Source organism: Lachnospira hominis (ex Hitch et al. 2025) (assembly GCF_040096395.1).
Classification (GTDB): domain Bacteria; phylum Bacillota; class Clostridia; order Lachnospirales; family Lachnospiraceae; genus Lachnospira; species Lachnospira hominis.
Window position 1 is genome coordinate 64,024 of record NZ_JBBMES010000013.1, and the last position, 23,833, is coordinate 87,856.

The 23,833-nt window shown below is 36.6% G+C and carries 24 protein-coding genes and 1 pseudogene; 18 read left to right on the forward strand and 7 right to left on the reverse strand.

The annotated features are described in order from the left end of the window. Positions 1-219: 219 nt before the first annotated feature. From WMO38_RS11120 to WMO38_RS11135, 4 genes are read left to right on the forward strand one after another with little or no spacing between them, the layout of a single operon-like run. On the forward strand, positions 220-1,077 hold the full coding sequence (locus tag WMO38_RS11120) for a hypothetical protein (RefSeq protein ID WP_349162724.1): 858 nt from the start codon (positions 220-222) through the stop codon (positions 1,075-1,077). Beyond that, positions 1,049-2,077: an SPL family radical SAM protein gene (locus WMO38_RS11125; protein WP_349162726.1), complete on the forward strand. Its 1,029-nt coding sequence runs from the start codon at positions 1,049-1,051 to the stop codon at positions 2,075-2,077. The genes WMO38_RS11120 and WMO38_RS11125 overlap by 29 nt, the downstream gene beginning before the upstream one ends. 34 nt (positions 2,078-2,111) lie before the next feature. Then, positions 2,112-2,804 carry an SDR family NAD(P)-dependent oxidoreductase gene (locus WMO38_RS11130; protein ID WP_349162727.1) on the forward strand — a complete coding sequence of 231 codons (693 nt, stop codon included), beginning with the start codon at positions 2,112-2,114 and terminating at the stop codon, positions 2,802-2,804. Between the two features lie 11 nt (positions 2,805-2,815). Next, on the forward strand, positions 2,816-3,880 hold the full coding sequence (locus WMO38_RS11135) for a Gfo/Idh/MocA family oxidoreductase (RefSeq protein ID WP_349162728.1): 1,065 nt from the start codon (positions 2,816-2,818) through the stop codon (positions 3,878-3,880). An 87-nt stretch (positions 3,881-3,967) separates the two neighbouring features. Here the strand turns inward: WMO38_RS11135 and WMO38_RS11140 are convergent, their stop codons facing one another. Then, a complete protein-coding gene (locus WMO38_RS11140) occupies positions 3,968-5,338 on the reverse strand; it encodes a sodium-dependent transporter (protein WP_349162729.1) in 1,371 nt (456 codons plus the stop codon). A gap of 194 nt (positions 5,339-5,532) precedes the next feature. Here WMO38_RS11140 and WMO38_RS11145 point away from each other — a divergent pair, with 194 nt between their 5' ends. Next, positions 5,533-5,910: a hypothetical protein gene (locus WMO38_RS11145; protein ID WP_021867061.1), complete on the forward strand. Its 378-nt coding sequence runs from the start codon at positions 5,533-5,535 to the stop codon at positions 5,908-5,910. A 77-nt stretch (positions 5,911-5,987) separates the two neighbouring features. Here WMO38_RS11145 and WMO38_RS11150 read toward each other — a convergent pair whose 3' ends face one another. Next, on the reverse strand, positions 5,988-7,754 hold the full coding sequence (locus tag WMO38_RS11150; RefSeq protein ID WP_349162730.1) for an ABC transporter ATP-binding protein: 1,767 nt from the start codon (positions 7,752-7,754) through the stop codon (positions 5,988-5,990). Next, on the reverse strand, positions 7,741-8,949 hold the full coding sequence (locus tag WMO38_RS11155) for a PqqD family protein (protein ID WP_349162731.1): 1,209 nt from the start codon (positions 8,947-8,949) through the stop codon (positions 7,741-7,743). The genes WMO38_RS11150 and WMO38_RS11155 overlap by 14 nt, the downstream gene beginning before the upstream one ends. A 169-nt stretch (positions 8,950-9,118) precedes the next feature. Between WMO38_RS11155 and WMO38_RS11160 the strand changes: the two genes are divergently transcribed. The 7 genes from WMO38_RS11160 (at position 9,119) to WMO38_RS11190 (ending at position 16,304) form a co-directional block, all read left to right on the forward strand. Beyond that, entirely contained in the window at positions 9,119-11,818 is a 2,700-nt protein-coding gene (locus WMO38_RS11160) for an FAD-dependent oxidoreductase (protein WP_349162732.1), read from the forward strand. Between the two features lie 67 nt (positions 11,819-11,885). After that, positions 11,886-12,230, forward strand: a complete 345-nt coding sequence (locus WMO38_RS11165) for a hydrogenase maturation nickel metallochaperone HypA (RefSeq protein WP_021867057.1) — start codon at positions 11,886-11,888, stop codon at positions 12,228-12,230. A 21-nt stretch (positions 12,231-12,251) separates the two neighbouring features. Beyond that, the gene (locus tag WMO38_RS11170; RefSeq protein ID WP_021867056.1) at positions 12,252-13,298 is read left to right on the forward strand and encodes a DUF5692 family protein; all 1,047 of its coding nucleotides are present in this window, start codon (positions 12,252-12,254) and stop codon (positions 13,296-13,298) included. After that, the gene (hypB, locus tag WMO38_RS11175; RefSeq protein WP_349162734.1) at positions 13,298-13,972 is read left to right on the forward strand and encodes a hydrogenase nickel incorporation protein HypB; all 675 of its coding nucleotides are present in this window, start codon (positions 13,298-13,300) and stop codon (positions 13,970-13,972) included. The genes WMO38_RS11170 and hypB overlap by 1 nt, the downstream gene beginning before the upstream one ends. A 151-nt stretch (positions 13,973-14,123) precedes the next feature. Then, the gene (locus WMO38_RS11180; RefSeq protein ID WP_021867054.1) at positions 14,124-14,771 is read left to right on the forward strand and encodes an endonuclease III domain-containing protein; all 648 of its coding nucleotides are present in this window, start codon (positions 14,124-14,126) and stop codon (positions 14,769-14,771) included. Further along, the gene (locus WMO38_RS11185; protein WP_349162735.1) at positions 14,764-15,441 is read left to right on the forward strand and encodes a YkgJ family cysteine cluster protein; all 678 of its coding nucleotides are present in this window, start codon (positions 14,764-14,766) and stop codon (positions 15,439-15,441) included. The genes WMO38_RS11180 and WMO38_RS11185 overlap by 8 nt, the downstream gene beginning before the upstream one ends. Positions 15,442-15,506: 65 nt before the next feature. Next, the gene (locus tag WMO38_RS11190) at positions 15,507-16,304 is read left to right on the forward strand and encodes a prolipoprotein diacylglyceryl transferase (protein WP_349162736.1); all 798 of its coding nucleotides are present in this window, start codon (positions 15,507-15,509) and stop codon (positions 16,302-16,304) included. Here the strand turns inward: WMO38_RS11190 and WMO38_RS15210 are convergent. After that, positions 16,264-16,668, reverse strand: a complete 405-nt coding sequence (locus WMO38_RS15210) for a DUF2752 domain-containing protein (protein WP_353964016.1) — start codon at positions 16,666-16,668, stop codon at positions 16,264-16,266. The genes WMO38_RS11190 and WMO38_RS15210 overlap by 41 nt on opposite strands. Positions 16,669-16,816: 148 nt before the next feature. On the opposite strand from WMO38_RS15210, the gene WMO38_RS11195 reads away from it, so the two are divergent. Further along, the gene (locus WMO38_RS11195; protein WP_186836416.1) at positions 16,817-17,299 is read left to right on the forward strand and encodes a hypothetical protein; all 483 of its coding nucleotides are present in this window, start codon (positions 16,817-16,819) and stop codon (positions 17,297-17,299) included. Between the two features lie 95 nt (positions 17,300-17,394). Here WMO38_RS11195 and WMO38_RS11200 read toward each other — a convergent pair whose 3' ends face one another. After that, positions 17,395-18,147, reverse strand: coding sequence for an amino acid ABC transporter ATP-binding protein (locus tag WMO38_RS11200; protein WP_349162738.1), 753 nt, complete (start codon positions 18,145-18,147; stop codon positions 17,395-17,397). Beyond that, positions 18,137-19,633 (reverse strand): ABC transporter permease subunit, encoded by a 1,497-nt coding sequence (locus WMO38_RS11205; RefSeq protein ID WP_349162740.1) that lies wholly within the window; start codon positions 19,631-19,633, stop codon positions 18,137-18,139. The genes WMO38_RS11200 and WMO38_RS11205 overlap by 11 nt, the downstream gene beginning before the upstream one ends. 131 nt (positions 19,634-19,764) lie before the next feature. On the opposite strand from WMO38_RS11205, the gene fliB reads away from it, so the two are divergent. The 5 genes and pseudogenes from fliB to WMO38_RS15215 all read left to right on the forward strand — a co-directional run. Next, positions 19,765-20,925 (forward strand): flagellin lysine-N-methylase, encoded by a 1,161-nt coding sequence (gene fliB / locus WMO38_RS11210; RefSeq protein ID WP_349162742.1) that lies wholly within the window; start codon positions 19,765-19,767, stop codon positions 20,923-20,925. Positions 20,926-21,124: 199 nt separating this feature from the next. Further along, positions 21,125-22,039, forward strand: coding sequence for a cohesin domain-containing protein (locus WMO38_RS11215; protein WP_349162744.1), 915 nt, complete (start codon positions 21,125-21,127; stop codon positions 22,037-22,039). Between the two features lie 32 nt (positions 22,040-22,071). Next, entirely contained in the window at positions 22,072-22,524 is a 453-nt protein-coding gene (locus WMO38_RS11220; protein WP_349162746.1) for a hypothetical protein, read from the forward strand. Positions 22,525-22,583: 59 nt separating this feature from the next. Continuing rightward, positions 22,584-22,955, forward strand: coding sequence for a hypothetical protein (locus WMO38_RS11225; protein ID WP_349162748.1), 372 nt, complete (start codon positions 22,584-22,586; stop codon positions 22,953-22,955). A gap of 12 nt (positions 22,956-22,967) precedes the next feature. Further along, positions 22,968-23,060: pseudogene (locus tag WMO38_RS15215) on the forward strand (hypothetical protein); the annotation flags it as partial. Positions 23,061-23,593: 533 nt separating this feature from the next. Here WMO38_RS15215 and WMO38_RS11230 read toward each other — a convergent pair. Then, the coding region (locus tag WMO38_RS11230) for a hypothetical protein (RefSeq protein ID WP_349162750.1) at positions 23,594-23,833 on the reverse strand (240 nt) is incomplete at its 5' end.

The window sequence follows — 23,833 nt, forward strand, 5'->3', positions numbered from 1 at the left end:
CGATAACTTGAGAAACTCGCGGAGCGTGTTTCTCATAGTTATGTGGATATATGTATCTGCGGGCAGATTGCATACGTTATTATATAAAATTATATATGATAAAGAACGGAATTTAAAGTTAAACAGTGAATTAATTTATTAAAATTAAAGAAAAAACAGGAAAAAAACGGGAAGATTTGCTATAATAATGAAAAATTGAATGTGACCGGAGTGCAGAAAATGATAATTTTGGCAATGGCAATTTACTGCGAGGCAAAACCGCTGATTGAGAAATACAGATTAAAAAAAGATGAGTCATATATGCCGTTTACAGTATTTGCAAATGAAGAAAAAGAAATATTGTTAATTATTACAGGGACAGGTAATGCTGCTGCTGCGTCATCGGTAGCGGGTGTATGTGCAAAGCTTGATTTGAAAGCAGACAAAAATTTTCTTGTAAATATCGGAACTTGTGCATCAGCATCGGCTTCGGATGAAATATACATATGCAGCAAAATTACGGATGAATCATCAGAACGTACATTTTATCCGGATATGATATATAAAAATCCTTTTAAAGAAGCGGAAATTATAACATCTGCCGTTCTTTTTGAAAATAAAAACGACAAAAATCCGCAGAATACATCAGATACAGTATTATACGATATGGAAGCAGCATTTGTATGGCAGGCAGGTGCGTACTTTTTTGCACCGCACGAGATGAGTTTTGTAAAAATTCTCTCTGATAATGGTGATACAGAGGGGATAACGCCGGATTATATAACTGCACTTGTGGAAAATCATATTAATATTATTGGTGAATATATAAACAGGCTTCGTGATATTCTGAATGATATTTCATGTGCCGGTGATGAAAAGGCGGCAAAGGAAAAGCAGCTTGCAGACAAGCTTTGCCGGGATTTGTGCTGTTCAAAAACGATGGAATATGAATTAAGGCAGTATATAAGATATTGCTTTATTGAAAATATAGATATTAATGGTGTTGTGTGTAAGATGTATGAAGAAAATATGATGCCGTGTAATGATAAGAGAGAAGGAAAAAAGAGATTTGAACAACTTAAAAGCAGATTATTATAACAGTTTTTTTTCGCATATATATGTTGAAAAATCGGTTGCGGATATGCCCGATACAGTAAGAATCCTGAATAAATTTCCACAGTCACACATTATATATATCGACCACTACAAAGATGTGTTCTGCAGAAGCCGGCAGTCATCGGTTTTACAGCACAGGACACAGAATCTTATAATTGCAAAAAAAGAAAATAATCTTGTATATGCCGGTGCACCTGTATGCCAGAGCTTTGGGAATGAACATTTTTATTATACATCATGTATGATGAATTGTGTGTTTGACTGTGAGTATTGTTATCTTAAAGGCATGTATCCATCAGGAAATGTCGTACTGTTTGTCAATTTAGACGACATTTTTGATGAAGTGTATAAATTGCTGCAAAAACATCCTGTATATCTTTGCGTATCATATGATACAGATTTGCTTGCAGTAGAAAATATTTTCGGATATACAAAAAGATGGGTGGATTTTGCAGAAAGACATACTGATTTAAAAATTGAGATAAGAACAAAAAGTTCATGTGAAAAATTTTTAAAAGAAATTGCCCCATCAGACAATATTATATTTGCATTTACGATGTCACCTGATGAAATTATTTCCAAATTCGAGCACAAAACAGCCTTTCTTGATTCAAGAATCAGCTGTATTGAACTTGCATTGGATAAGGGGTTAAAAACGCGGATTGCATTTGACCCAATGATATATTGTAAAAACTGGAAAAGTGTTTATACAGATATGTTTGACAAAATAACAGGCAGAATAGACTTAAATAAACTTCTTGATATAAGTGTCGGAACATTTAGGATTTCTGCGGAGTACATGAAAAATATGCGTAAAGAAGAACCATTTAGTGCAGCTGTTCAGTTCCCATATAAAAATGATAATGGATATTATCATTATCCGGATGAAATTATGAGAGATATGGAAGATTATATGGTATCGCTGGTAAGCAGATACGTTGAAAAAGATAAAATATTTTTATGGGAGCGGCAGGAAAAATAATAAAATTATAGATTGTGACTGGAGAAACAAAAATATGAAAAAAGCGGCGGTTGTAACCGGAGCATCATCAGGAATTGGTCTTGCGATAAGCAGAATGCTTGTAAAAAACGGATATGAAGTTTTTGGAATTGCGAGAGATTTTTCAAAAGTACATAAAGAAGAACAATTTAACATGATAGAATGTGATATAACAGATACAGAAAAAATAACGCAGATTTTAAAAAAAATCATGTCAGAGAATGAATTGTATATTCTTATAAATAATGCCGGTGTCGGTTATTATGGTTTACATGAAGAACTTAATGCGGCAAAGATAAAGGAAATTGTAAGAACTAATTTTGAAGCACCGATGATTCTTTCGCAGCTTGTGCTGCGTCAGTTAAAGAAAAGTAAAGGATTTATAATTAATATTTCATCAGTTACAGCATTACAGCCAAGTCCGCATGGATGTGCGTATGGTGCGTCAAAGGCGGGGCTTACGGCATTTTCGAGAAGTCTGTTTGATGAGGCAAGAAAATATGGAGTGAAAGTCGTGTCAGTTCATCCTGATATGACAAGCACTGATTTATACAGGAATGCGGATTTTAAAGAAGATGAGGATATGGCGGCACATCTTGAGCCACAAGAGGTTGCACAGACGGTTGAATATATAATAAATATCAGGGACGGTGCGGTGATACAGGAAATTACCATTAAGCCGCAGTTTCACAGAATTAGAAGAAAATAAGGAGGCATAATATGATAAGATTTGGTGTGCTAGGTTCAGGCTACAGAGCTTCTTTGTATTTCAGAATAGCAAAAGCACTTCCTGAACAGTTTGAGATATGTATGGTTCTTTGTCATAGTGAGGAATCAGCATGCAGAGTAAAAGAAAAATTCGATTTTCCTGTGACATGTAAAGATGAAGATATGATAAATTCAAAGCCTGATTTTGTTGTATCAGCTGTTACGAAAACACTTATGTGTGATACGGTTGAAAAATGGCTGAATATCGGAATTCCGGTTCTTTCAGAGACCCCGGTTTCGCTCGATAACGGCAGACTTTTTCAGGTATGGGAAAATATAAAAAACAACAATTATACGTGTAATAAGCTGCAGGTTGCTGAACAGTATGCATTTTATCCGACATATGATGCAAGAATACAGATAGTAAAATCCGGTCTTATAGGTGAACCTGTTTCAATGACTATATCATGTATGCATGATTATCATGCAGTCAGCATAATACGTGAGTTTCTTGATACAGGAATAAATGATGTAAATGTTATAGGAAAAGCATATCAGATGAAAGTCACTGATACAAAAACACGTTACGAAATTCTTACAAAAGGTGATGTTGTGAGTAAAGAAGAAAAGCACCTTATTATGGAATATGACAACGAAAAGACAGCATTTTATGATTTTATGTCAGACCAGTACAGAAGTGATATAAGAAACAGATTTATAAATGTTCGTGGAACAAGAGGCGAGATAACAGATAATATGGTATATTTCCTGAAAGATAATAATGTTGCTGCATCAGAAAAAATGGATGTTTATAAAGATGAGGAAACAGGAGAAATACTGGCAGTAAGTTTCCGGGGAAGAAAATTGTACATTCCGCCTTTTGGTATATGCGGACTTGGTGAAGATGAAACAGCGGCTGCGAGAGTGCTGGCTGGAATGAAAAAATATGTTGACGGAGGAGAAGAAGTTTATCCTTTAAGATATGCTCTTGAAGATGCATATACGGCAAATCTTATGACTACGGCGGCCGGAAATTCATGGCAGCCACAGAAATCACAAAACAGGCCATGGAAATAAGAAAAACAAAAAAGCAGCGGGAACTTAACACTTGGAAATGTGTCAGGATTCCGCTGCTTTTGTATTATTTTTTAGAATAATACAGATTTAAAAAAATCTGGCTTTTAATCCGATTATGAATTTGAAAATAATAAGAAGAGGAAGTACATATGTAAGATATATTTTTAATTTACTGCTTAACTTAATGCCTTTTCCTGTATTGGCTTCTTTGATAAAGTTATCCCAGCCCCATCCATTTTTGCATACACAGAATAAAAGATAGATGAGTGAACCTATAGGGAGTATTAAATCACTTACAAGGAAGTCTTCAAGATCAAGGATTGTTGAGCCGGCACCGAGAGGATTAACTCCTGATAAAATATTGAAGCCCAACGCACATGGAAGTGAAAGTATTATCATAATTATAATATTAATGTAACATGATTTTTTACGTGAAACACCTGTCATATCCATGAAACATGCAATAATACCTTCAAATACGGCAATTACGGTTGAAAATGCTGCAAATGACATAAAGAGGAAGAAAAGACTTCCCCAAAGCTGTCCACCTGCCATATTGCTGAAAATATTAGGCAGTGTCACAAATATAAGACTTGGACCGCTGTCAGCATTGACACCGAATGCAGAGCATGCTGGGAAAATTATGAGACCGGCAAATATAGCAACAAATGTATCAAGTATACAAACTCTTATTGATTCACCAAAGAGTGATTGCTCTTTTCCAATATAGCTTCCAAAGATTGACATTGCACCAATTCCGAGACTTAATGTAAAAAATGCCTGATTCATTGCAGCAACAATAACATTAAACAGCCCGATTTCGGCAACCTTGTTAAAATCAGGAACAAGATAAAACTTAAGTCCTTCAATACCACCTTTGAGAAGCATGCTGTGAATTGCAAGTAATATAATAAGTGCAAGAAGTGCAAGCATCATTACCTTTGTAATTTTTTCAACACCATTCTGTACACCAAGTGAGCATACAATAAATCCGGTAACAACTGTAATTATCATAAATCCGACAAGGATATATGGGTTTGCTGTCATATTTGTAAAAGTTGTGCTTACTGTTTCAACTGATGCATTATTAAAATGACCTGTGAGACTTTTATAAAAATAGTAAAGCATCCAGCCTGTTACGGTCGTATAAAACATCATCAGAAGGTAATTGCCGACAATGGCAAGATAACCATGATAGTGCCATTTTGTACCCGGCTTTTCAAGTACTTTACAGTCAAGAAAAGGGCTTTTGCGGCTGGCACGGCCGATAGCAAATTCCATAGTCATAATGGGAGCACCCATAAGAATAAGGAATATAAGATAGATAACAACAAAAGCTCCGCCACCGTATTGTCCTGTTATATATGGAAATTTCCATACATTACCGATGCCGATTGCACAACCGGCAGATAACAGAATAAAACCGAGGCGGGAGCCAAGGGATTCTCTTTGTTCCATTATAAAACTCCTTTAAAAATTGATATTTAAAATATATCCTTTTTTTGGATTTCATGCAAGAGTAATGCGTTAAATTATTACATTTTAGAAGAATGACTAAATAAAAAATAAAAAAATATGCAAATTGACATATGTTCATTATATGATATACTATAATAGTTACTGAAGGTATTAGTTTTTGGAGGTGGATTTTTATGACCGATTACAAGAAACCTGTAGTTGTAGGTTGTGACGATGTTGCTGAAGGGGTTTATGCAGCGAGTGGTTGTTATACAGTCACAACTAATATACATCAGAGACCAGAGTTTGGCAGGGGCGATTACAGAATTCAGGTTAATGCAAGACATGATACAAGTCATACATGCAGCCAGCAGCTTTTAACGCTTGGATTTAACCAGCCTGTAGAATACAGTAGTTCTAATGGTACGCCTGTACTTACATCGGGTCCAGAGATTAAGATTGCATTTTCATATTGGAATAATCCAAAGGATAACATCGGAATGGGTGATGTTATTGTAACATCAGAGGCAGGATTATCTGTAACATATGCTTATATGACAGATAATGCATAATTAATTAAGATAACATAATAAAAACCGCATCACCGATTTTGCCGATGATGCGGTTTTTTGTGATTCTCATAACACATTTAAAAATTTCTTGTGATTTCCTCAATCTCATCATCATTAAGAAGAGTACATTGCATGTCATGGATTGAATATACACGGTCACACATGGTAAGAACAGTAGGACGATGAGTTGTTACAATACATGTACGAGGGTAATCATCTTTCATAATATTTTTAAGAACATTTCTTTCTGTTGTAACATCGAGTGCGGAAGTGGCCTCATCAAGCAGGAGAATAGGCGATTTCCTAAGGATTGCACGGGCAATTGAGAGACGCTGTGCCTGACCTTCGGAAAATCCGCCGCCGCGTTCTTTTATTTCACTGTTGATTGTGTCAGGAAGTTCCGAAACGAATTCCCATGCACATGAAAGCTTTAAAGCTTCAATTATATCAGCATCTGCTGCATCCGGCTTTACACTTCTCATATTGTCAGCAATTGTGCCGGAAAACATAGTATTTCCCTGTGGAACATATGAAAATAATGCTCTTGCGGCAGGCGAAAGTGTAAGACTGTTATTGTAATTTTCTCCGCTTTTTAGCAGGCACGTTCCTTCGTATGGATGAAGAAGAGAGAGAAGAATGCGGAGCATAGTGGTTTTTCCCTCACCGGAAGGACCGACAAGTGCCACAATTTCATGTGGAGCAGCCTCAAAAGAGACATTTTTAAAAACTTCTGTACCTGAGTTGTATTTATAGGACATATTGCTGATTTCAAGGCGTATGCCATATTTTTTTCCCATATCGGAAAGCTGTGTAACTTCTTCGGTCTGCGAGTAATCGTCGCGTGGCATGTTAAGAATGTCCATGAGACGGCCTGCAGAGGTAGTAAGATTGATTGCTGTAGGAACAAGTGAGATAAGTGAGTTTAAAGTTCCTGTAAGCTGACCTGAAAGTGAGAGGAAAAGCGTCATAGTACCATAACTTATAGCACCGCTCCATACACGGTAAATTCCCCAGCCGTAACAGCTGTAAGATACTGCCATTCCCACAATAGCCATAATAAATGATGTCACAGCTGACATGCGGTTGAATTCAAGTCTCATTTTCAGGTATTTAGTCTGTAAATCTTTTAATCTTTCACAATACAATTTTATAAGGTCAAAAGCCTTGATTGTCTGTATGTTAGAGAGTGACTCCTGGTTGAAGCCAGACATTTCGGCATTCAGAGCGGCACTTCTTTTATTATTATTGACCATGCGGTTCATGAGTTTTCTTGACATAAGTACACTTACAGGCATGCCGATTAATGCAAATATGGCAAATGTTGCATCATGGTAAATAACAATGCCCAGAGCCATAATAAATTTGAAAAGATAAATTATAAGATTCGGGATAAAGTTCAATATTCCGTTGGAAATATTGGATGCATCCGAACTCCATCTGACAAGCAGGTCACCTGTGTGATAATGTGTTATTGCCTCCCAGTCAGTCGATAACATTTTCTCGTAGATATCGGCTTTTATTTCATTGTCAACACGTATGCTTATCTTTGATGAAAGGTATGAAGTAAACTGTGATATTGCCTGACTTCCGATTGTAAAACCAATCATCATGCAGAAGGTTTTTAAGAGTTCACCTGTCTGGTGGCCGGTTATAATATCTACTAAATCTTTGGAAATAATACTTGATAACAGTCCGATAGCAGTTCCGATAAGCCCCGAAAGTGTATAAAAAATCATAGATTTCCAGTAATGTCGTGCATATCCGTAAATCCATACAGTCTGTCGGAGCATGTCTTTTAACATGCCTTCTTTAATTCGCCTTATAATATGTTTAATGATATTCATTGTCGATTTCTTCTTTCATTAAAAATGCGGATGAAGGATTTTTGGTGCAGCAGAGTCTGAAAACTGTAATTCCGGCAGCTATTTTTTCTGATGCTGCAAGATTATTTTCAAGCAGTCCGGTATTCCAGCACGGTGATATCATGCGTTGTGCAATACTTAAAACAGCGTCGTCACCGTCAATTCGCCTAACTTGGTCAGTAATGTCTTTTTTTATAAAAGTTATTCCGCCAAGCGGGTAACTGCGGCTGGTATAAATGCCGGAAGTGCCGCACCACGGAATTCCTATAACTACAGGAATTCCATCTGTGGTATTTATATCTATAAGATTTAAGTCACCGTTAATGACAGGCGTGTTAAAAAGTTCTTTCCACATATTTGTATGCGTTGATTTCCCGGCACCTGAATGACCTGAAAACAGCCATGCTTTATCTTTATAAAGGACTGATGCCGAGTGTATGGCATACATTCCCTTAAAAGAAGCATTATAAAGAAAGATTGTTCTTATGGCAAAAAATATTTCTTCACTTATGTCCGGTTTGTCTGAATCTGTATCAGATGTGCGTTTACAGTACATATTACATGTACGTCCGTCCTTTGAAAGATGCCATTCAATCAGTCCGTATGGTTTGTTATATCTGCATATGTAAAATGAATCATCTTCAAGAAGAGTGAGTTCATCAGTTCTTAAAACCTGTTTTTTTCCACGATGAAAAAACGGAATAAAATGCGTTATATTAATTGTAATATCGTCATGCACTGTATCCTTAAATGTATCAAATGACAAATCTTCATTGTCATCATAGCGGAAAATGGAAAAATTGTCTGAAACATATTCATCCGGTGCATTGATGCATATAGAAATTGTATTAATTCTTAAATGATGCGGTTTAGAATTATCCGGCAGGGTTATAATATCATTTTCACGTTCAAAAACCCTGTAGGCTGCAAGTATGTCTAAAAATGAATCAAGATCGTCAGAAAGAATAGTTTTATCATCGGGAGTAACGGCATTGTATTTTTTACACATTTCAGATAAAATTTCATCTCTTCCAAAGCCATCGGAAAGGCTGTTCCATATAAAAATGCCAGTGTCATTGAGTTTCACACATTTTTTTAAATCTGCAACAGATTGTCCATAAGGCATAAGATAAGGAATGCCATTTATATATTCGAGAGTGTAGTCTGCAATTGTCACGGTGATTAATCCTGTCCTTTCTTTATTTTATTTAATCATAATAGCATATGCACAAAAGTTAATCAAATAGACTAAATTTGTAAATCAAATTGTTTGTGAATTGTTGTTTTTTTAACAAACGGGTAGTATAATTGTACTATAGTTAAAACAATCTGAACGGAGGATAAATATGGCAGAAGAAAGAGAACTGATTCTGAAGCTGGGTCAGAAGATTACAGACAGAATCGGTGTCAAGGTTACGACAAAAGACCCTGAATACTGGGGCCTTGCCGGTGTTATAACCGATGAGATGGCAGAAGTTGCACTTTCTATGAAAGTAAGAGTACCTGCAACGGCACCACAGATTGCCAAAAAGTGCGGAAAAAGTCTGGAACGCACAGAAGAACTTTTACAGGAAATGAGCGTTATAGGTCTTATAGAATATAACTGGGAAAATAAAGATCATGTAAAGCAGTATATACTTCCTATGTTTGTTCCGGGCTGTGCTGAGTTTATGATGATGAATGAAAAACAGGTTGAAGAACATCCTGAACTTGCAGATTTCTTTGAGAATATGTCAAGACTTCCGCTTGAAAAAATCACACCGATGGTACCGCTTGGCGGTGCAGGAATCGGTATGCACGTTATACCTGTTGAACAGGCTATTCCGGCAACACAGCAGTCAGTAAGTGTTGAGCATATTTCATACTGGTTAAAGAAATATGAAAATAAATATGCAGTCGGAGCATGTTCGTGCAGAAGACAGCAGAGAGTCCGCGGTGAGGGTACCGGTGAGATTGAGGGTGAGCTTTGTATCGGTGTAGGCGATATGGCTGATTATCTTGTTGAGACCGGAAAGGGACGTTATATAGACCTCAATGAAGTGCTTGAGATATTGCAAAGAGCCGAAGATAATGGTTTTGTACACCAGATTACTAACATTGATGGTGAAGATAAGATATTTGCAATATGTAACTGTGCACCGGGTGTCTGTAACGCACTTAGAACTTCACAATTGTTTAACACACCGAACCTTTCGCGTTCAGCATATCGTGCGAGTGTAGAATCAGATAAGTGTGTCGCATGCGGACGATGCGTTGAATTTTGTCCTACAGGAGCAGCAAAGCTCGGACAGAAACTTTGTACAAAGAATGGTCCGGTTAAATATCCGCAGGCGGAGCTTCCTGATGCAGTTAAGTGGAGCAAAGAAAAATGGGATCCTGATTACAGGGATAATGCAAAGATTAACTGTTATGATACAGGTACAGCACCTTGTAAGACCGCCTGTCCGGCACATCTTCCTGTACAGGGTTACATAAAGATGGCATCGCAGGGTAGATATATGGATGCGTTGAAGCTTATCAAAAATGAAAATCCATTTCCGGCAGTATGTGGTGCAATATGTAACAGAAGATGTGAGGATGCCTGTACAAGAGGCACGATTGATGAGCCTATCGCAATTGATGAGATTAAAAAGTTCATTGCAGCAAAAGAGATTAATGAAAAAGACAGATATATTCCTAAGACTGTAAATCATGAAGGCAAGCAGTTTGAAGAAAAGATTGCCATAGTTGGTGCAGGACCGGCCGGTATGTCAGCAGCATATTATTTAAGATGTAAAGGCTATCCTGTAACAGTTTTCGAGCGTGAAGACAAAGCCGGAGGAATGCTTCTTAATGGTATTCCGTCATTCAGGCTTGAAAAAGATGTTATTGCGGCAGAGATAGAAGTGCTTAAGACTATGGGTGTTGAATTCAGATTTGGCATTGATGTCGGAAGTGATGTGACGATACAGCAGCTTCGTGATGAAGGATACAAAGCATTCTATATAGCTATCGGTGCGAGAGGCGGAAGAATGGCAGGAGTTCCGGGAGAAGATGCAAAGGGCGTCATGAGCGGAATAGAGTTCCTTAACAAAGTAAATAAAGATGAGGAACATATGAAGCTTAGTGGCAAAACAGTTGTTATCGGCGGCGGCAATGTTGCGATGGATGTTGCAAGAACAGCACTTCGTGCAGGTTCAGATGATGTTTCTATGTATTGTCTTGAAAGCCGTGATGAGATGCCGGCAGCAAAAGATGAGATTGAAGAGGCATTAGAAGAAAATATCAGCATTAACAACGGCTGGGGACCAAAAGAGATTATCACTGAAAATGGCAGAGTCAAAGCAGTTGTTCTTAAAAAGTGTACTTCAGTATTTAATGAGGAAAAGAGATTTGCTCCTGTATATGACGAGAATGATACTATTACAATAGAGTGCGATAATGTTCTTCTTTCAATTGGACAGCAGATTATCTGGGGAAATCTTTTAGCAGGAACAAAAGTTGAACTTAATAAAAATGGTACTGCAAAAGCGGATCCTGTTACATATCAGACGGCAGAACCGGATATTTTTGTCGGCGGTGATGTATATACAGGACCTAGATTTGCAATAGATGCAATTGCAGCCGGAAAAGAAGGTTGTGTATCAATTCACAGATTTGTACATAAGGGTCATAGTCTCACACTTGCAAGAGATTTAAGACATTTCATTGAGCTTGATAAGAATAATCTTGACATTGAAGAGTATGATAATGCAAAGAGACAAAGACCGGGCAGAAAATCAGGCGATGCAGCATCAACATACAGGGACTTACGTGAGATATTCACAGAAGAACAGCTTAAAACAGAGGCTTCAAGATGTCTTGGATGTGGTGCTACAGTTGTAGACCCTAACAAATGTATCGGATGCGGACTTTGTACAACAAAGTGCGAATTTGATGCTATACATCTTTCAAGAGACCTGCCTGATGCAAGCCGAATGACAAAATCAGAAGATAAACTTAAAAAGATTCTTCCTTATATGATTAAGAGAGAAATCAAGATTAAGTTTAACAAAGATAAAAAATAAGCAAGCAGGATTTGTGTGCACACAAGTATAGCATGCCACGCATAAGCGTGCCGGATTGGAGAAATTTATGCATGAATTGGGAATTATAGTCCATGTTGCCAAGACATTAAAACATGTAGCATTGCAGGAAAATGTAAGTAAAATCGGCAGTGTCACACTTGAAATCGGAGAAGTGTCAGGCATAGTGGAAAGTTATCTCACAGATTGTTGGGAATACTACCGTAAAAAAGATGAACTTATTGAAGATTCAAAGTTGATAATTGAAAAAATAGAGGCGGTTACGTATTGCGATGACTGTGAAAAGACTTATCCTACAGTGCAATATGGAAGACAATGTCCATACTGTAAAGGTTATAATACGTGGCTTGCGGTAGGAAATGAGTGCAATATAAAAGAAATCGAAGCGTGCTGATAAACAAAGGAGGAGAAATCTATGTTATTTCATGTTTACGGAGGAAATGCTCTCTATCAATGGGGAGCAATGATTTTAGTCCTTGTAGGACTTATACTTTTAAATGAGGTTGCAAGACGTACAAAGCTTGGTGGCCTTATAATATTTGGTGCTGTACCGGTTGTACTTACAATATATTTTATTGTCATTGCAGCATGTGCGGCAGCAGGACAGACATGGGCTGTTGAAAACCAGACACATGTTTATATGAACGGCTGGTTCCACTATATGAAGCTTTATGCATCACTTGCAGGTTGTATTGGTTTTATGATGATAAAGTATGGCTGGGGAATCGGTAAGACACATTGGTTTAAGGCATATCCGTTTGTAATAGTTGCAATTAATATTCTTATTGCTGTTGCAAGTGATTTTGAATCAGCAATCAACGGATGGTATAAATGGTGGCTTTCATCAGAAGATGTATGGCTTTATGGTGGATGGCACAATGTAATGAATGGTATTGCAGGTCTGATTAACATATTCTGTATGACTGGCTGGTGGGCAGTATATTCATCAAAAGATAAAAAAGATATGATATGGCCTGATATGATATGGGTATATATCCTTGTTTACGATGTATGGAATTTTGCTTATACATACAACTGTCTCCCAACACATTCATGGTTCTGTGGTGTAGCACTTTTACTTGCACCTACAATTGCAGCACTTTGCTGGAACAAGGGTGGCTGGATTATGAACAGGGCAAACACATTGTGTGTATGGTGTATGTTTGCACAGGTGTTCCCTCTTTTCCAGGAAACAATGTCAGACGGAACACAGATTTATCCATGGGCAACACTTACAAAGCAGTATGCTGACGGAACATTAAACGGAATTGCAGCGGGAACATCAGTAAATGCTGACCCTACAGCAATGACAATAGTATCTGCTACAGCACTCATTGTTAATGTAATTGCACTTGCATACATCATTTATAAGTCAGTAAAGACTAAGACAAATCCGTATAAGGGTGAAATTTTTACGGATTTCAGATATTATAAAGCAGCAGCAGACAGGAGCAATATGTAATGACAGACAAAATGAAGATTATTGAAGTTAAGCAGAGTGTATTTGCAGATAATGATGCGGATGCTGAAAAGCTGAGAAAAGAGTTAAAAAGTGAAAAGACATTTCTTTTAAATCTTATGTCGGCACCGGGAAGCGGAAAAACAACAACGCTTGTACAGACGATAAACCGTCTTGAAAAAGATTTAAAAATCGGAGTTATGGAAGCTGATATAGATTCAGATGTAGATGCATATACAATAGCCGAAAAGACCAATGCAAAGTCAATACAGCTTCATACAGGCGGAATGTGTCATCTTGATGCCGATATGACAAGACAGGGCGTTAAGGAACTTGATACAAAAGACCTTGACCTTGCAATCCTTGAAAATGTAGGAAATCTTGTCTGTCCAGCTGAATTTGACACAGGTGCATCAATGAATGTATGTATATTGTCAGTGCCTGAGGGTGATGATAAGCCGCTTAAATATCCGCTTATGTTTACAATTTGCGATGCAATGATAATTAACAAAATTGATGTCTGTGATTATTTTGATTTTGATATGGAAAAAGTGCGTGAGTATGCGTACAAACGCAATCCGAATCTTAAAATATTCCCTATTTCCGCAAAAACCGGTGAGGGAGTAGACGAATGGTGTAACTGGCTTAAAGAAAAAGTTATAGAATGGAATAAATAATTTATTTATCTTAATTGTCTGGCAGGTTTCTGATATCGGTGTACAGGTATCAAAAACCTGCCAGCTTTTGTTATTGAGTTTTATCTATATGCGTGATAAACTTAAAAAGACAGGAAAGCGGTAATCGCATAAAGGAGTAGTATTACTTGTTATGACTAAAAAACAGTTAGCACTTGAAGTTATAGATAGACTAAAAAAAGAATATCCGGATGCAGGCTGTACACTCGATTATGATGAAGCATGGAAGCTGCTTGTAAGTGTAAGGCTTGCGGCACAGTGTACTGATGCGAGAGTCAACGTGGTTGTTGCCGGATTATTTGAAAAATATCCGTCAGTGGCAGCACTTGCCGGGGCAGATGTTGATGATATTGAAAAAATAGTTCATCCATGCGGGCTCGGCAAAAGTAAAGCAAAAGACATAAGTGCATGTATGAAAATGCTGCATGAACAGTTTAATGACAGAGTACCGGATGATTTTGATTTACTTTTAAAGCTGCCGGGGGTAGGAAGAAAGAGTGCCAATCTTATAATGGGAGATGTGTTTGGAAAGCCTGCTATAGTAACGGATACACATTGCATAAGGCTGTCAAACAGAATCGGTCTTGTAAAAGACGAAAAAGAGCCAAAAAAAGTTGAGATGGCATTATGGAAGATAGTTCCGCCGGAAGAGGGAAGCGATTTGTGCCACAGGCTGGTCTGTCACGGGCGTGATGTCTGTACGGCAAGAACAAAGCCGCATTGCACAAAATGCTGTCTTTTCGATATCTGCAAAAGAAACGGAGTAAAAGAATATGATTAGACAGGAAAGTCTTGAAGAAATATCTGACGGAAAACTTTATTCGGAAAATGACTGTGTAAAGGCAGATACAGGCAATTGTGCCGGGTGCAGGCAGGTATGTTGTAAGGGAATGGAAGCTTCAATAGTGCTTGACCCATATGATGTATACAGATTGACACAAAAGACGGGAAAGTCATTTAACGAGCTTATTAATGATAAGATAGAGATAAATATTGTTGACGGGATTATGCTTCCGAATATGAGAATGAACCCGGATACTAATGCGTGTGGATTTCTGCTTAATGACAACAGATGTGCAATACATGATGCAAGACCAGGGGTCTGCAGGATGTTTCCGCTTGGAAGATATTGGGAAGATGATACGCATTTTAAATATATTCTTCAAAAAGGACAGTGCAACAAGGACAATCTGTTTAAGATAAAAGTAAAAAAATGGATTGATATGCATGAGGGTGAGCCATACAGGGAATTTATAATTTTATGGCATGTTTATCTCAAGCAGATTAAGAGTGCTGCATTGAATTTAGACGAGCAGCAATTAAGAATTTTGTGCATGTATACATTAAAAACATTTTTTGTCACACCGTATATGTCATCAGATGCAGATGGATTTTTTAGAGAAGTAAGAGAAAGAATTCAGAAAGCATATACTGATTTGGGAATGCGGTAAAATTTTTAAGTAATAAAATATCTGGGCTATATAAAAATAAAGATATAGTCACACATGGAGGATTTATGAAAAAAGATTTATTTTACATAGGTAGATTTAGTGTTCACGGCTACGGGCTTATGATAGGAATTGGATTTATACTTGCTTTATTTCTGGGAGAATATAGAGCAAAAAAGAAAGGAATGAAAGAAGAAGCGATAATAGATCTTGCGATTATAGCGGCTGTCGGAGGATTCCTTGGAGCTAAGATTTTATATATAATTGTAAGTCTTAAAGAGTTTTTGCAAAATCCGCTAGCCGTAATCGGTTCAGAAGGATTTGTAGTATATGGAGGAATTATTTCGGGTGTTCTTTGCTGCATGCTTTATTGCAAAGTGAAGAAGTTAAAATTCCTGGATTATTTTGATATTGTTATGCCGGAAGTGGCACTTGCACAGGCTTTTGGAAGAATTGGATGTTTTCTTGCAGGGTGTTGTTACGGAAGACCTACAGATTCAGTGTTTGGTGTGGTATTTCCTGAAGACAGTCTTGCACCGGCAGGAATAAAACTGATTCCGACACAGCTTATATCTGCAGTAGGAGACTTTGCGATAGCGATAATCCTCATTATACACGCAGATGTTGTATTCAAGAAAGCAAAAGAGAGCAGTTTGAAGGCAAAAACGGGATTTGGCATGGTTTCAGGAGATATAGGATGCATTTATATGTTTTTGTACGGAATAGGAAGATTTCTTGTTGAATTTCTACGAAATGACGTGAGGGGGACAGTTGGTAATCTTTCAACATCACAGTTTATTTCTTTATTTATAGTAGCAGGAAGTATTATTTTATATGTGATAAACCATAAGAAAGCAAGTGCATAATATTATTTTCGTAATAAACCATTGGTGCGTTGTCAGGATAAAGTGTAATCATTCTTACAATATAAATAATAATAGTAATAATTCCTGTTATACATAAAAGAATTGTAAAAATTTTATTTGAGCACTTGAAAATATATCTGTTTAAAATACCATAAATTAACAGCGGTACCCATAAAAATATGGATGGACTCCAGTAAAATGCGTCTTTGAAATGAAATGTCAAAAGGTTTACAAACGCTCTTGTCATACCACATCCGGGGCATGGAAATCCGGTTATTATTGAAATCAGGCATATTTTATGAAATAATAGATTTAACGAGATAAATGCAATGATAAATATAATGATGAATGTTTTGATGTGCATTATATCGTTGTAGATATTTTTAACTATATTTTTCAATGTCGGTATCCTCCGTCAAAAGTTTTGTTGTAGATGCCGCAGAAGGGTATTTATTAGGAATCTTAGTATAAATAATACAATAGATTAAATAAAATTGAAAGGGGTAGAAAAATTGAAGGAAACAAAGAATGAATTGTTACAATTTGTTGGAGGGATTGTAATGCTTGCTGTGGGATTATTTATTTTTTCACAGAAAGTGATTGTACATTCAAGCTGGTTTGGTTATGGCGGATTTTCAGTAGCAGGAATCCGTATCAGTTCAGGTCTTGTGATAGTTCCGCTTATTATCGGAATTATATGGATGTTTGCGACAAGTTCGTTTGCATCGAAAGTATTTACTGCTATTTCTGTGATTCTTATACTTGCAGCAGTAATACTTAATACAGATATCCGTCTTGTAACAATGTCTTTATATGAGTGGGTTTTAATTCTTGTTCTTATATTTGGTGGGGCAGGATTTGTTGCCAAAGTGTTGTTTGCATCAAATAAAAACAATGGCGATTCAAAGAAAAACAACAAGTCCGTCAATGAATTTAAGAATGATGCAAAGAGCATTGATGATGAACTCGATGCTATGAAGAAGAATATTAAATAATTGAATGTAAATAATTGAACATAAAAAACTGCTGACCGTTATTTATCCGGGTCAGCAGTTTTTTTATGCCTGAAGTTTAGTACTGACAGTTAAAATTAAAGTACCTTTGAGAGGAAATCCTGTAATCTTGGTGTCTGAGGATTTTCAAAAAGCTCTTTTGGAGTATTTTCTTCCATGATTTTGGTGTCAGCAAAGAACATACAGCGGTTAGCTACTTCTTTTGCAAATCCCATCTCATGTGTAACTATAAGCATTGTCATGCCTGATTCTGCAAGCTCTTTGATAATTCCGAGAACTTCGCCGACCATCTCAGGATCAAGTGCCGATGTTGGTTCGTCAAAGAGCATAACGTCAGGATTCATAGCCATGGCACGGGCAATGGCAACACGCTGTTTCTGACCGCCTGAGAGCATGTTAGGATAAGTGTCAGCCTTGTCGGAAAGCCCTACACGTTCAAGAAGTTCCAATGCTTTCTTATTAGCTTCTTCTTCGTTCATAAGTTTTAACTGGACAGGAGCAAGCATGATATTTTTCTTTACTGTCATATTAGGGAAAAGGTTAAAATGCTGGAATACCATTCCTATTTTTTCCCTAAGTTTGTTAATATTAACATTTTTATCGGTTATATCTGTTCCGTGAAAATAAATATGACCTTCAGTAGGTTTTTCAAGGAGATTGAGTGAACGTAAAAATGTTGATTTACCGCAGCCTGATGGTCCGATAATTGCAATTACTTCACCCTTTTTTACTGTTGTATTGATATTTTCAAGTACAACATGGTCGCCGAAAACTTTTTTCAAGCCTTCAACTTTTAAGATAATATTATCGTTTGAGTTATTATCGCTCATTGCTTCTTAATCTCCTTTCAAGTTTTTTAACCAGTGCCGAAAGAATTACAACCATTACAAGATAAACTAATGCTACAACAAGAAGTGGGAGCATTGCATCATAAGTGATACTTCTTATAATATCTCCGCCTCGCGTAAGGTCTGTAAGACCGATATAACCACTGATTGAAGTCTCTTTTAAGAGAACAATAAATTCATTGGCAAGTGCAGGAAGTACATTTTTAAATGCCTGAGGAAGTATTACATATATAAAAGTCTTTTTGTATGAAAGACCAAGGCTGCTTGCAGCCTCAAACTGTCCGTTGTCGATTGACATAATTCCGGAACGGAAAATTTCGGCAACGTAAGCACCTGAGTTAATACCAAATGCAAGAATTGCCACAAGTATTTTGTTAATACTTACTGAACCAAATATTACATAATAAATAATCAGGAGCTGAACCATAGTTGGTGTACCACGGATTATTGTAAGATAGAGGTTACATATAAAATTACCTATTTTAAGAGTTCCTGTCTTATCATGTGTTGAACGTATAACAGCAACTACAAAACCTATCACGATACCCATAAGAGCAGCACAGAATGCAATTAAAACAGTATTTTTCAAACCTGTAAGCACAAACTGATATCTGTTATCTGTAAGGAAATCATTTTTGAATTTTTCAACTACATTGCCGGAATTCTTAATGGCATTATTATCTCTTACGATTACAACCTGTTTTGAAGTTGTATATGTATCAGAGAAATCAATATTTTTAAGTCTTTCGGCTGTTACGGTCATTCCGGCAGCACCGAAGTCGGCTTTTCCTGACTGGACAGCGGTAATGATTGAATCAAATTCCATATCTTCAATCTTTAAGTTCATTCCAAGATAATCAGCGACAGCCTGAGCCATATCGGCATCAATACCGACTATCTTACCGTTATCATAATATTCGTATGGCTTAAAGTAAGCATTTGTAGCCATTACGAGAGTGCCGTTACGCTTTACACCGTCAGGTGAAATATAAGGTGTTTTTCCGGCATTTTCACCGATATAATTGTCAATGATTTTATCAAGAGTGCCGTTTGCTTTAATTACATTTAATGCCTCGTTAATGGAAGCTTTAAGCTCAGGCTTGTTTTTTGAGATACACATGGCGTAATCTTCTGTAACAAATTCTTCATCAAGTATCATAAGTTCAGAATTTGTCTTGACAAATGATTGTGCAGGCTGGACATCAATAACAACGGCATCGATTTTACCCTGTTTTAATGCAAGGATTGCATCGTTACCTTTATTATAACGTTCAACTACTGTGCCGGAACCATCTTCTTCATAGTCAGAAACTAATGTGTCGCCTGTAGTTCCAAGCTGTACACCGATTTTCTTGCCGGATAAGTCATCAACGGAAAAAACAGTATTTTCCGGAACAGATGATTTACATCCGGTAAGAATGAAAAGCGACATTATGCAGCATAGTGCTGCGAGCATATATTTTCGCATTTTCTCCTCCTTTTGTATTGCGATATTCTTCTAAACATATTAACATTATTGCATAGTGTAAATCAAGTTAAGATTTGGATGTCAGGCATCGTAATCTTATGAAATAAATGGTATGTATGAAAGGCAGAAGTATGAAAATAGTTACACCACATTATTATAAAGATTTTAAGTGCATTGCAGGTGCGTGTACCGATACATGTTGTGCGGGATGGGACGTAGATGTAGATGATAAATCCTACAGATATTATAAGACTGTGGATGGAAATTTTGGCAAAAGGTTAAAGAGTGTCATGGTTCCCGAAAAAGAAGGAGGCTGCACATTTACACTTCAAAACGGAAGATGTCCGTTTCTTAACGATAATAATCTGTGTGATTTGTATATTGCATTGGGAGAAGACAAGCTGTGTGATACGTGTGCGGAATTTCCGCGATTTATTAATGAATACGGAAGTGTGAAAGAGATAGGAATTGCACCATCATGCAAGACGGCTGGCGAGATAATGTTTAATTATGATAAAGTTCTGACATTTGACGAGGAAGAGGACGGTAAGCCGCTAACAGGTTATAATGATATAGATGGTTTTTTGTATATGCAGCTTCGTAATGCAAGGAAATGTGCATATGATATTATTCAGAATAAGAAATATACACCTGATGAAGTCTGTCTTATACTTATTGAATATGCTATACGCATACAGAAGCATATGGATGATGAAAGGGACGATTTGATTGCCAATGTTGTAAAATCTTTTAAAGATGAAAAAATACTTGATAAGATTATAGCTGATGCAAAGAAAAAGAAAACATATGATTCATTCAGAGGCTTTAAAGATATAGGCAGATTTTTTGAAAAGTTTGACGGAATGGAAGTGATTAACCCGGATTGGCTGAAGTATTGTGATATTCAGGAAAAGTTTATGAAATCTTGTCATGATGGTTCATCATATGAAAAATATGTAATTGATTTTGAGGAATATTATAATGACAGACAGTTTGAGTACAGGCAGCTTCTTATGTACTATATTTACCGGTATTTTCTGGATGCAGTTTATGATATTAATATTGTGCTTAAAGTAAAAAATGCGATAATCGGATATGCAGCATTACGACATCTTGATGTTGCAGCGTGGGCGGTTAATGGCAAAAAACTTTCAAAGACCGAGCAGGTTGATATTGCACATCTTTATTCAAGACAATTTGAACATTCATATACTAATTTTGAAAAATATAGTGAGAAATTCATGAGCATGAGATGTTACGGATATAGCAGCTTAAGAAGAATGATGGTATAAGTTATAAAAATAAATAAAAAAATAAAAAAAAGACAATTATCAATAAAAAAGGATAATTGTCTTTTTTTTATGCAAAAACAAACATTCTGCGTCGTGAAAACAGCGTTCTACGTTGAATTACACCATTTTAGTTTTTGTTTAATATATAATAAGAACAGCAAAAAAACATGAAGGGGATACTGTTAATGTAAAGTTTGAGATGGTATCAAATCCCGGAATTGTGGGATACGCATATGCACAGGCAAAGGATTGTAAAGACGCGGGAACTGTGTTTTCTATAACATTTAAAATAAATCGTGAGAATGAGAAAGAATTAACTTATGAGTCGGTTTATATTGATGAGTTTGACACTTGCGATTCTAATCTTGAAGATGTCAATACAGACATAAAAGTACAGTTTTCAGATAAGAACGCACAGAATATACAAAATAAACAGAATTTACAGAATACGCCGGAAGAACAGGCTGGAGTTAAAGGTCAATCAGACAGTATAAATAAATCAGACAGCATGGATAAATCGGACAGTAAAAACAATGAAACTTTAAAAGATATGAATTCCAATAGCGGCAAACATGAGAGTATCAGTAAAGATATAAACGGTACAGAAGAAAATAGTGTTTCTTTAATAGAGGTAAATTCATCAGATACGGTTAAATCAACGAATATAGTAATTGTTATAGCTGCATTTTTAAGCTTATGCCTTATTGCAACAACTGTTATAGTGTCAATAGGCAATGCATTTGCAGGCAATGCATTTGCAGGCGATGCAAACGTAGGAGAGCTTACTGTAACTTCAGCACAGGGCTGTGAAGGGGATACAGTAAAAGTAATGGTATCATATAACAATAATCAGGGAACATCGGGATTTGAATTCAGAATGTATTATGATCCGGATGTATTGGAATTAGTAAAGATAACATTATCGGAAGATGTATTTATCGAAGATGTAGTTATATTGGGAGATAAAAATGCTAATGAAAAAATGACAAATTTTGTATCTTATGCAGTTGCAATGGCAAAAGAGAACAAAAAGAGCGGAGAATTGTATACAGTAGAATTTAAAATTAAAGATGGTGCAGCAATAGGAAAATATACAGCAGTAACAGAATCTTGAAAGAACATGTACTGTATGCGGCGAGACAGAGTTTGAATAAATTCAAAACGAATATGAAGAAAGCATTGGCAGGTATATTATCAACTGCAATGATTTTTACATCTGGTGTTATTCCAAACACTTTGACAAGTGTTCAGGTGGCAACAACCTATAATGATACCACCACAGCACTGTCATCACTGGCAGGCAGTACAGGGCTTAAGATGTATGAACTGACATCATCAGATGTAGGGGCACAGTTAAGTAATGGTATCTATTATATGAACAGTGATTTGACATTAAATGAGGACAAATCACATTATAATGGACTTAAAATTGCGGAAAATGCAACCGCATATATTTATATCCCGAAAGGAAGGACACTGACAGTCTATGGTCAGGACGGAGTCAATGCGAGAAATGGTGGTAATGCCACAGAACCAAGTTTTACGTTCCATGATTATACACATGACGGTATTACATTTAGACGTACTGATGAGGTGTAGATGTTGTATTAACTGTAAAAGATGCTTCTGCTACAGTATCTAATGAATCAAAGACCGCAATGACAGATACCGCATCTAAGGCAGGCTGCACAATTGGTCAGTACATTGATATCAGCTTGTATAAATATATGACAGTGAATGGTGTAACCGATGATGGTGTACAGCTTCACAGCACAGCCGATAAGGTTAAGATTTTCGTACAGATTCCGGAAAATCTGATTAATAAAGACAGCAAGGTAAAGCGTACCTATTATATTATCAGATACCATGACGGAAAAGCTGAGATCATCGAAGGCACGTATGATGAGAAGACACAGACTTTTACATTTGAGACTGACAAATTCTCTGATTATGCAATTGCCTACAACGATGCGAAGAAAGAAGATGCAACCGGAACTAACAATGCGGTAAAGACAACAAAATCCGTATAAACCGGAGATACAACGAATGTATTTGGTTATCTCATCGCATTAGTTGGAGCATTTGCAGTGATTCTTGGATTACTTGCTTCAAGAAGAAAAAGAACAAATAAATAATAGCGTATCAGATGTGCACTAATGCATGAATGAAAGCGGGGGCGAGATTTGAAAGATTTCGTCTCCGTTTTTTATATTCAGAGGGGAAGTGAATTCTATCGGACGTCTGTTGGTGATTGATTTTGAGTAGCATGAGGAAGAAATATTTGAAAAAATCATTGAGGTTTTGCGGGAATATCCAGAATTTGAAAAATATGAGCTTCCACATGAAAAGAATTTTAATTGAGGGACTTGAAATCAATTATGCACAAAGAAAAGTATTTTATAAAGGAAGGGAAATTGTACTTATGTGCGTTCACTGAGAAATAAATTAAAAGCAGCGGGGGTGAATTTACAGATTAGATGTATAAGGAAAGTTGGGTATTGTATGGAAATAATCAGAATATAATGTGAAATGCAGTCCAAATTAAAAGGACTGCAACACCCCGGATATATCATTGTGGTATGTCCGGGGTGGTATTGTATATTGCCAGACTATAGCTATTGCTTATATGACAATTCATGAAATATTATATGTTGACGACAGAACATGTTCAATTCGTCAATTCATACTTTTCTTTAAGCTCTTTGATTTGAGCTTGAAGCTCGGCAACTTTGGCATCAGCTGCAATTCTGGCCTTAGATTCGTTTTCAGCTCTTTCATTGGCAGCTGTTGCTTCCTGTTTAGCAGCATCCACTTCCTGTTTAGCGGCATTAACTTCCTGTTTAGCAGCATCCACTTCCTGCTTGGCGGCATTAACTTCCTGTTTAGAGGCATTAACTTCCTGCTTGGT

Coding starts and splice junctions, on each gene's coding strand:
- WMO38_RS11120 (WP_349162724.1), top strand. CDS start 220: ATGATAATTTTGGCAATGGCAATTTACTGCGAGGCAAAACCGCTGATT.
- WMO38_RS11130 (WP_349162727.1), top strand. CDS start 2,112: ATGAAAAAAGCGGCGGTTGTAACCGGAGCATCATCAGGAATTGGTCTT.
- WMO38_RS11135 (WP_349162728.1), top strand. CDS start 2,816: ATGATAAGATTTGGTGTGCTAGGTTCAGGCTACAGAGCTTCTTTGTAT.
- WMO38_RS11140 (WP_349162729.1), bottom strand. CDS start 5,338: ATGGAACAAAGAGAATCCCTTGGCTCCCGCCTCGGTTTTATTCTGTTA.
- WMO38_RS11145 (WP_021867061.1), top strand. CDS start 5,533: ATGACCGATTACAAGAAACCTGTAGTTGTAGGTTGTGACGATGTTGCT.
- WMO38_RS11150 (WP_349162730.1), bottom strand. CDS start 7,754: ATGAATATCATTAAACATATTATAAGGCGAATTAAAGAAGGCATGTTA.
- WMO38_RS11160 (WP_349162732.1), top strand. CDS start 9,119: ATGGCAGAAGAAAGAGAACTGATTCTGAAGCTGGGTCAGAAGATTACA.
- WMO38_RS11165 (WP_021867057.1), top strand. CDS start 11,886: ATGCATGAATTGGGAATTATAGTCCATGTTGCCAAGACATTAAAACAT.
- WMO38_RS11170 (WP_021867056.1), top strand. CDS start 12,252: ATGTTATTTCATGTTTACGGAGGAAATGCTCTCTATCAATGGGGAGCA.
- hypB (WP_349162734.1), top strand. CDS start 13,298: ATGACAGACAAAATGAAGATTATTGAAGTTAAGCAGAGTGTATTTGCA.
- WMO38_RS11180 (WP_021867054.1), top strand. CDS start 14,124: ATGACTAAAAAACAGTTAGCACTTGAAGTTATAGATAGACTAAAAAAA.
- WMO38_RS11185 (WP_349162735.1), top strand. CDS start 14,764: ATGATTAGACAGGAAAGTCTTGAAGAAATATCTGACGGAAAACTTTAT.
- WMO38_RS11190 (WP_349162736.1), top strand. CDS start 15,507: ATGAAAAAAGATTTATTTTACATAGGTAGATTTAGTGTTCACGGCTAC.
- WMO38_RS15210 (WP_353964016.1), bottom strand. CDS start 16,668: ATGCACATCAAAACATTCATCATTATATTTATCATTGCATTTATCTCG.
- WMO38_RS11200 (WP_349162738.1), bottom strand. CDS start 18,147: ATGAGCGATAATAACTCAAACGATAATATTATCTTAAAAGTTGAAGGC.
- WMO38_RS11205 (WP_349162740.1), bottom strand. CDS start 19,633: ATGCGAAAATATATGCTCGCAGCACTATGCTGCATAATGTCGCTTTTC.
- fliB (WP_349162742.1), top strand. CDS start 19,765: ATGAAAATAGTTACACCACATTATTATAAAGATTTTAAGTGCATTGCA.
- WMO38_RS11215 (WP_349162744.1), top strand. CDS start 21,125: ATGGTATCAAATCCCGGAATTGTGGGATACGCATATGCACAGGCAAAG.
- WMO38_RS11225 (WP_349162748.1), top strand. CDS start 22,584: ATGACAGATACCGCATCTAAGGCAGGCTGCACAATTGGTCAGTACATT.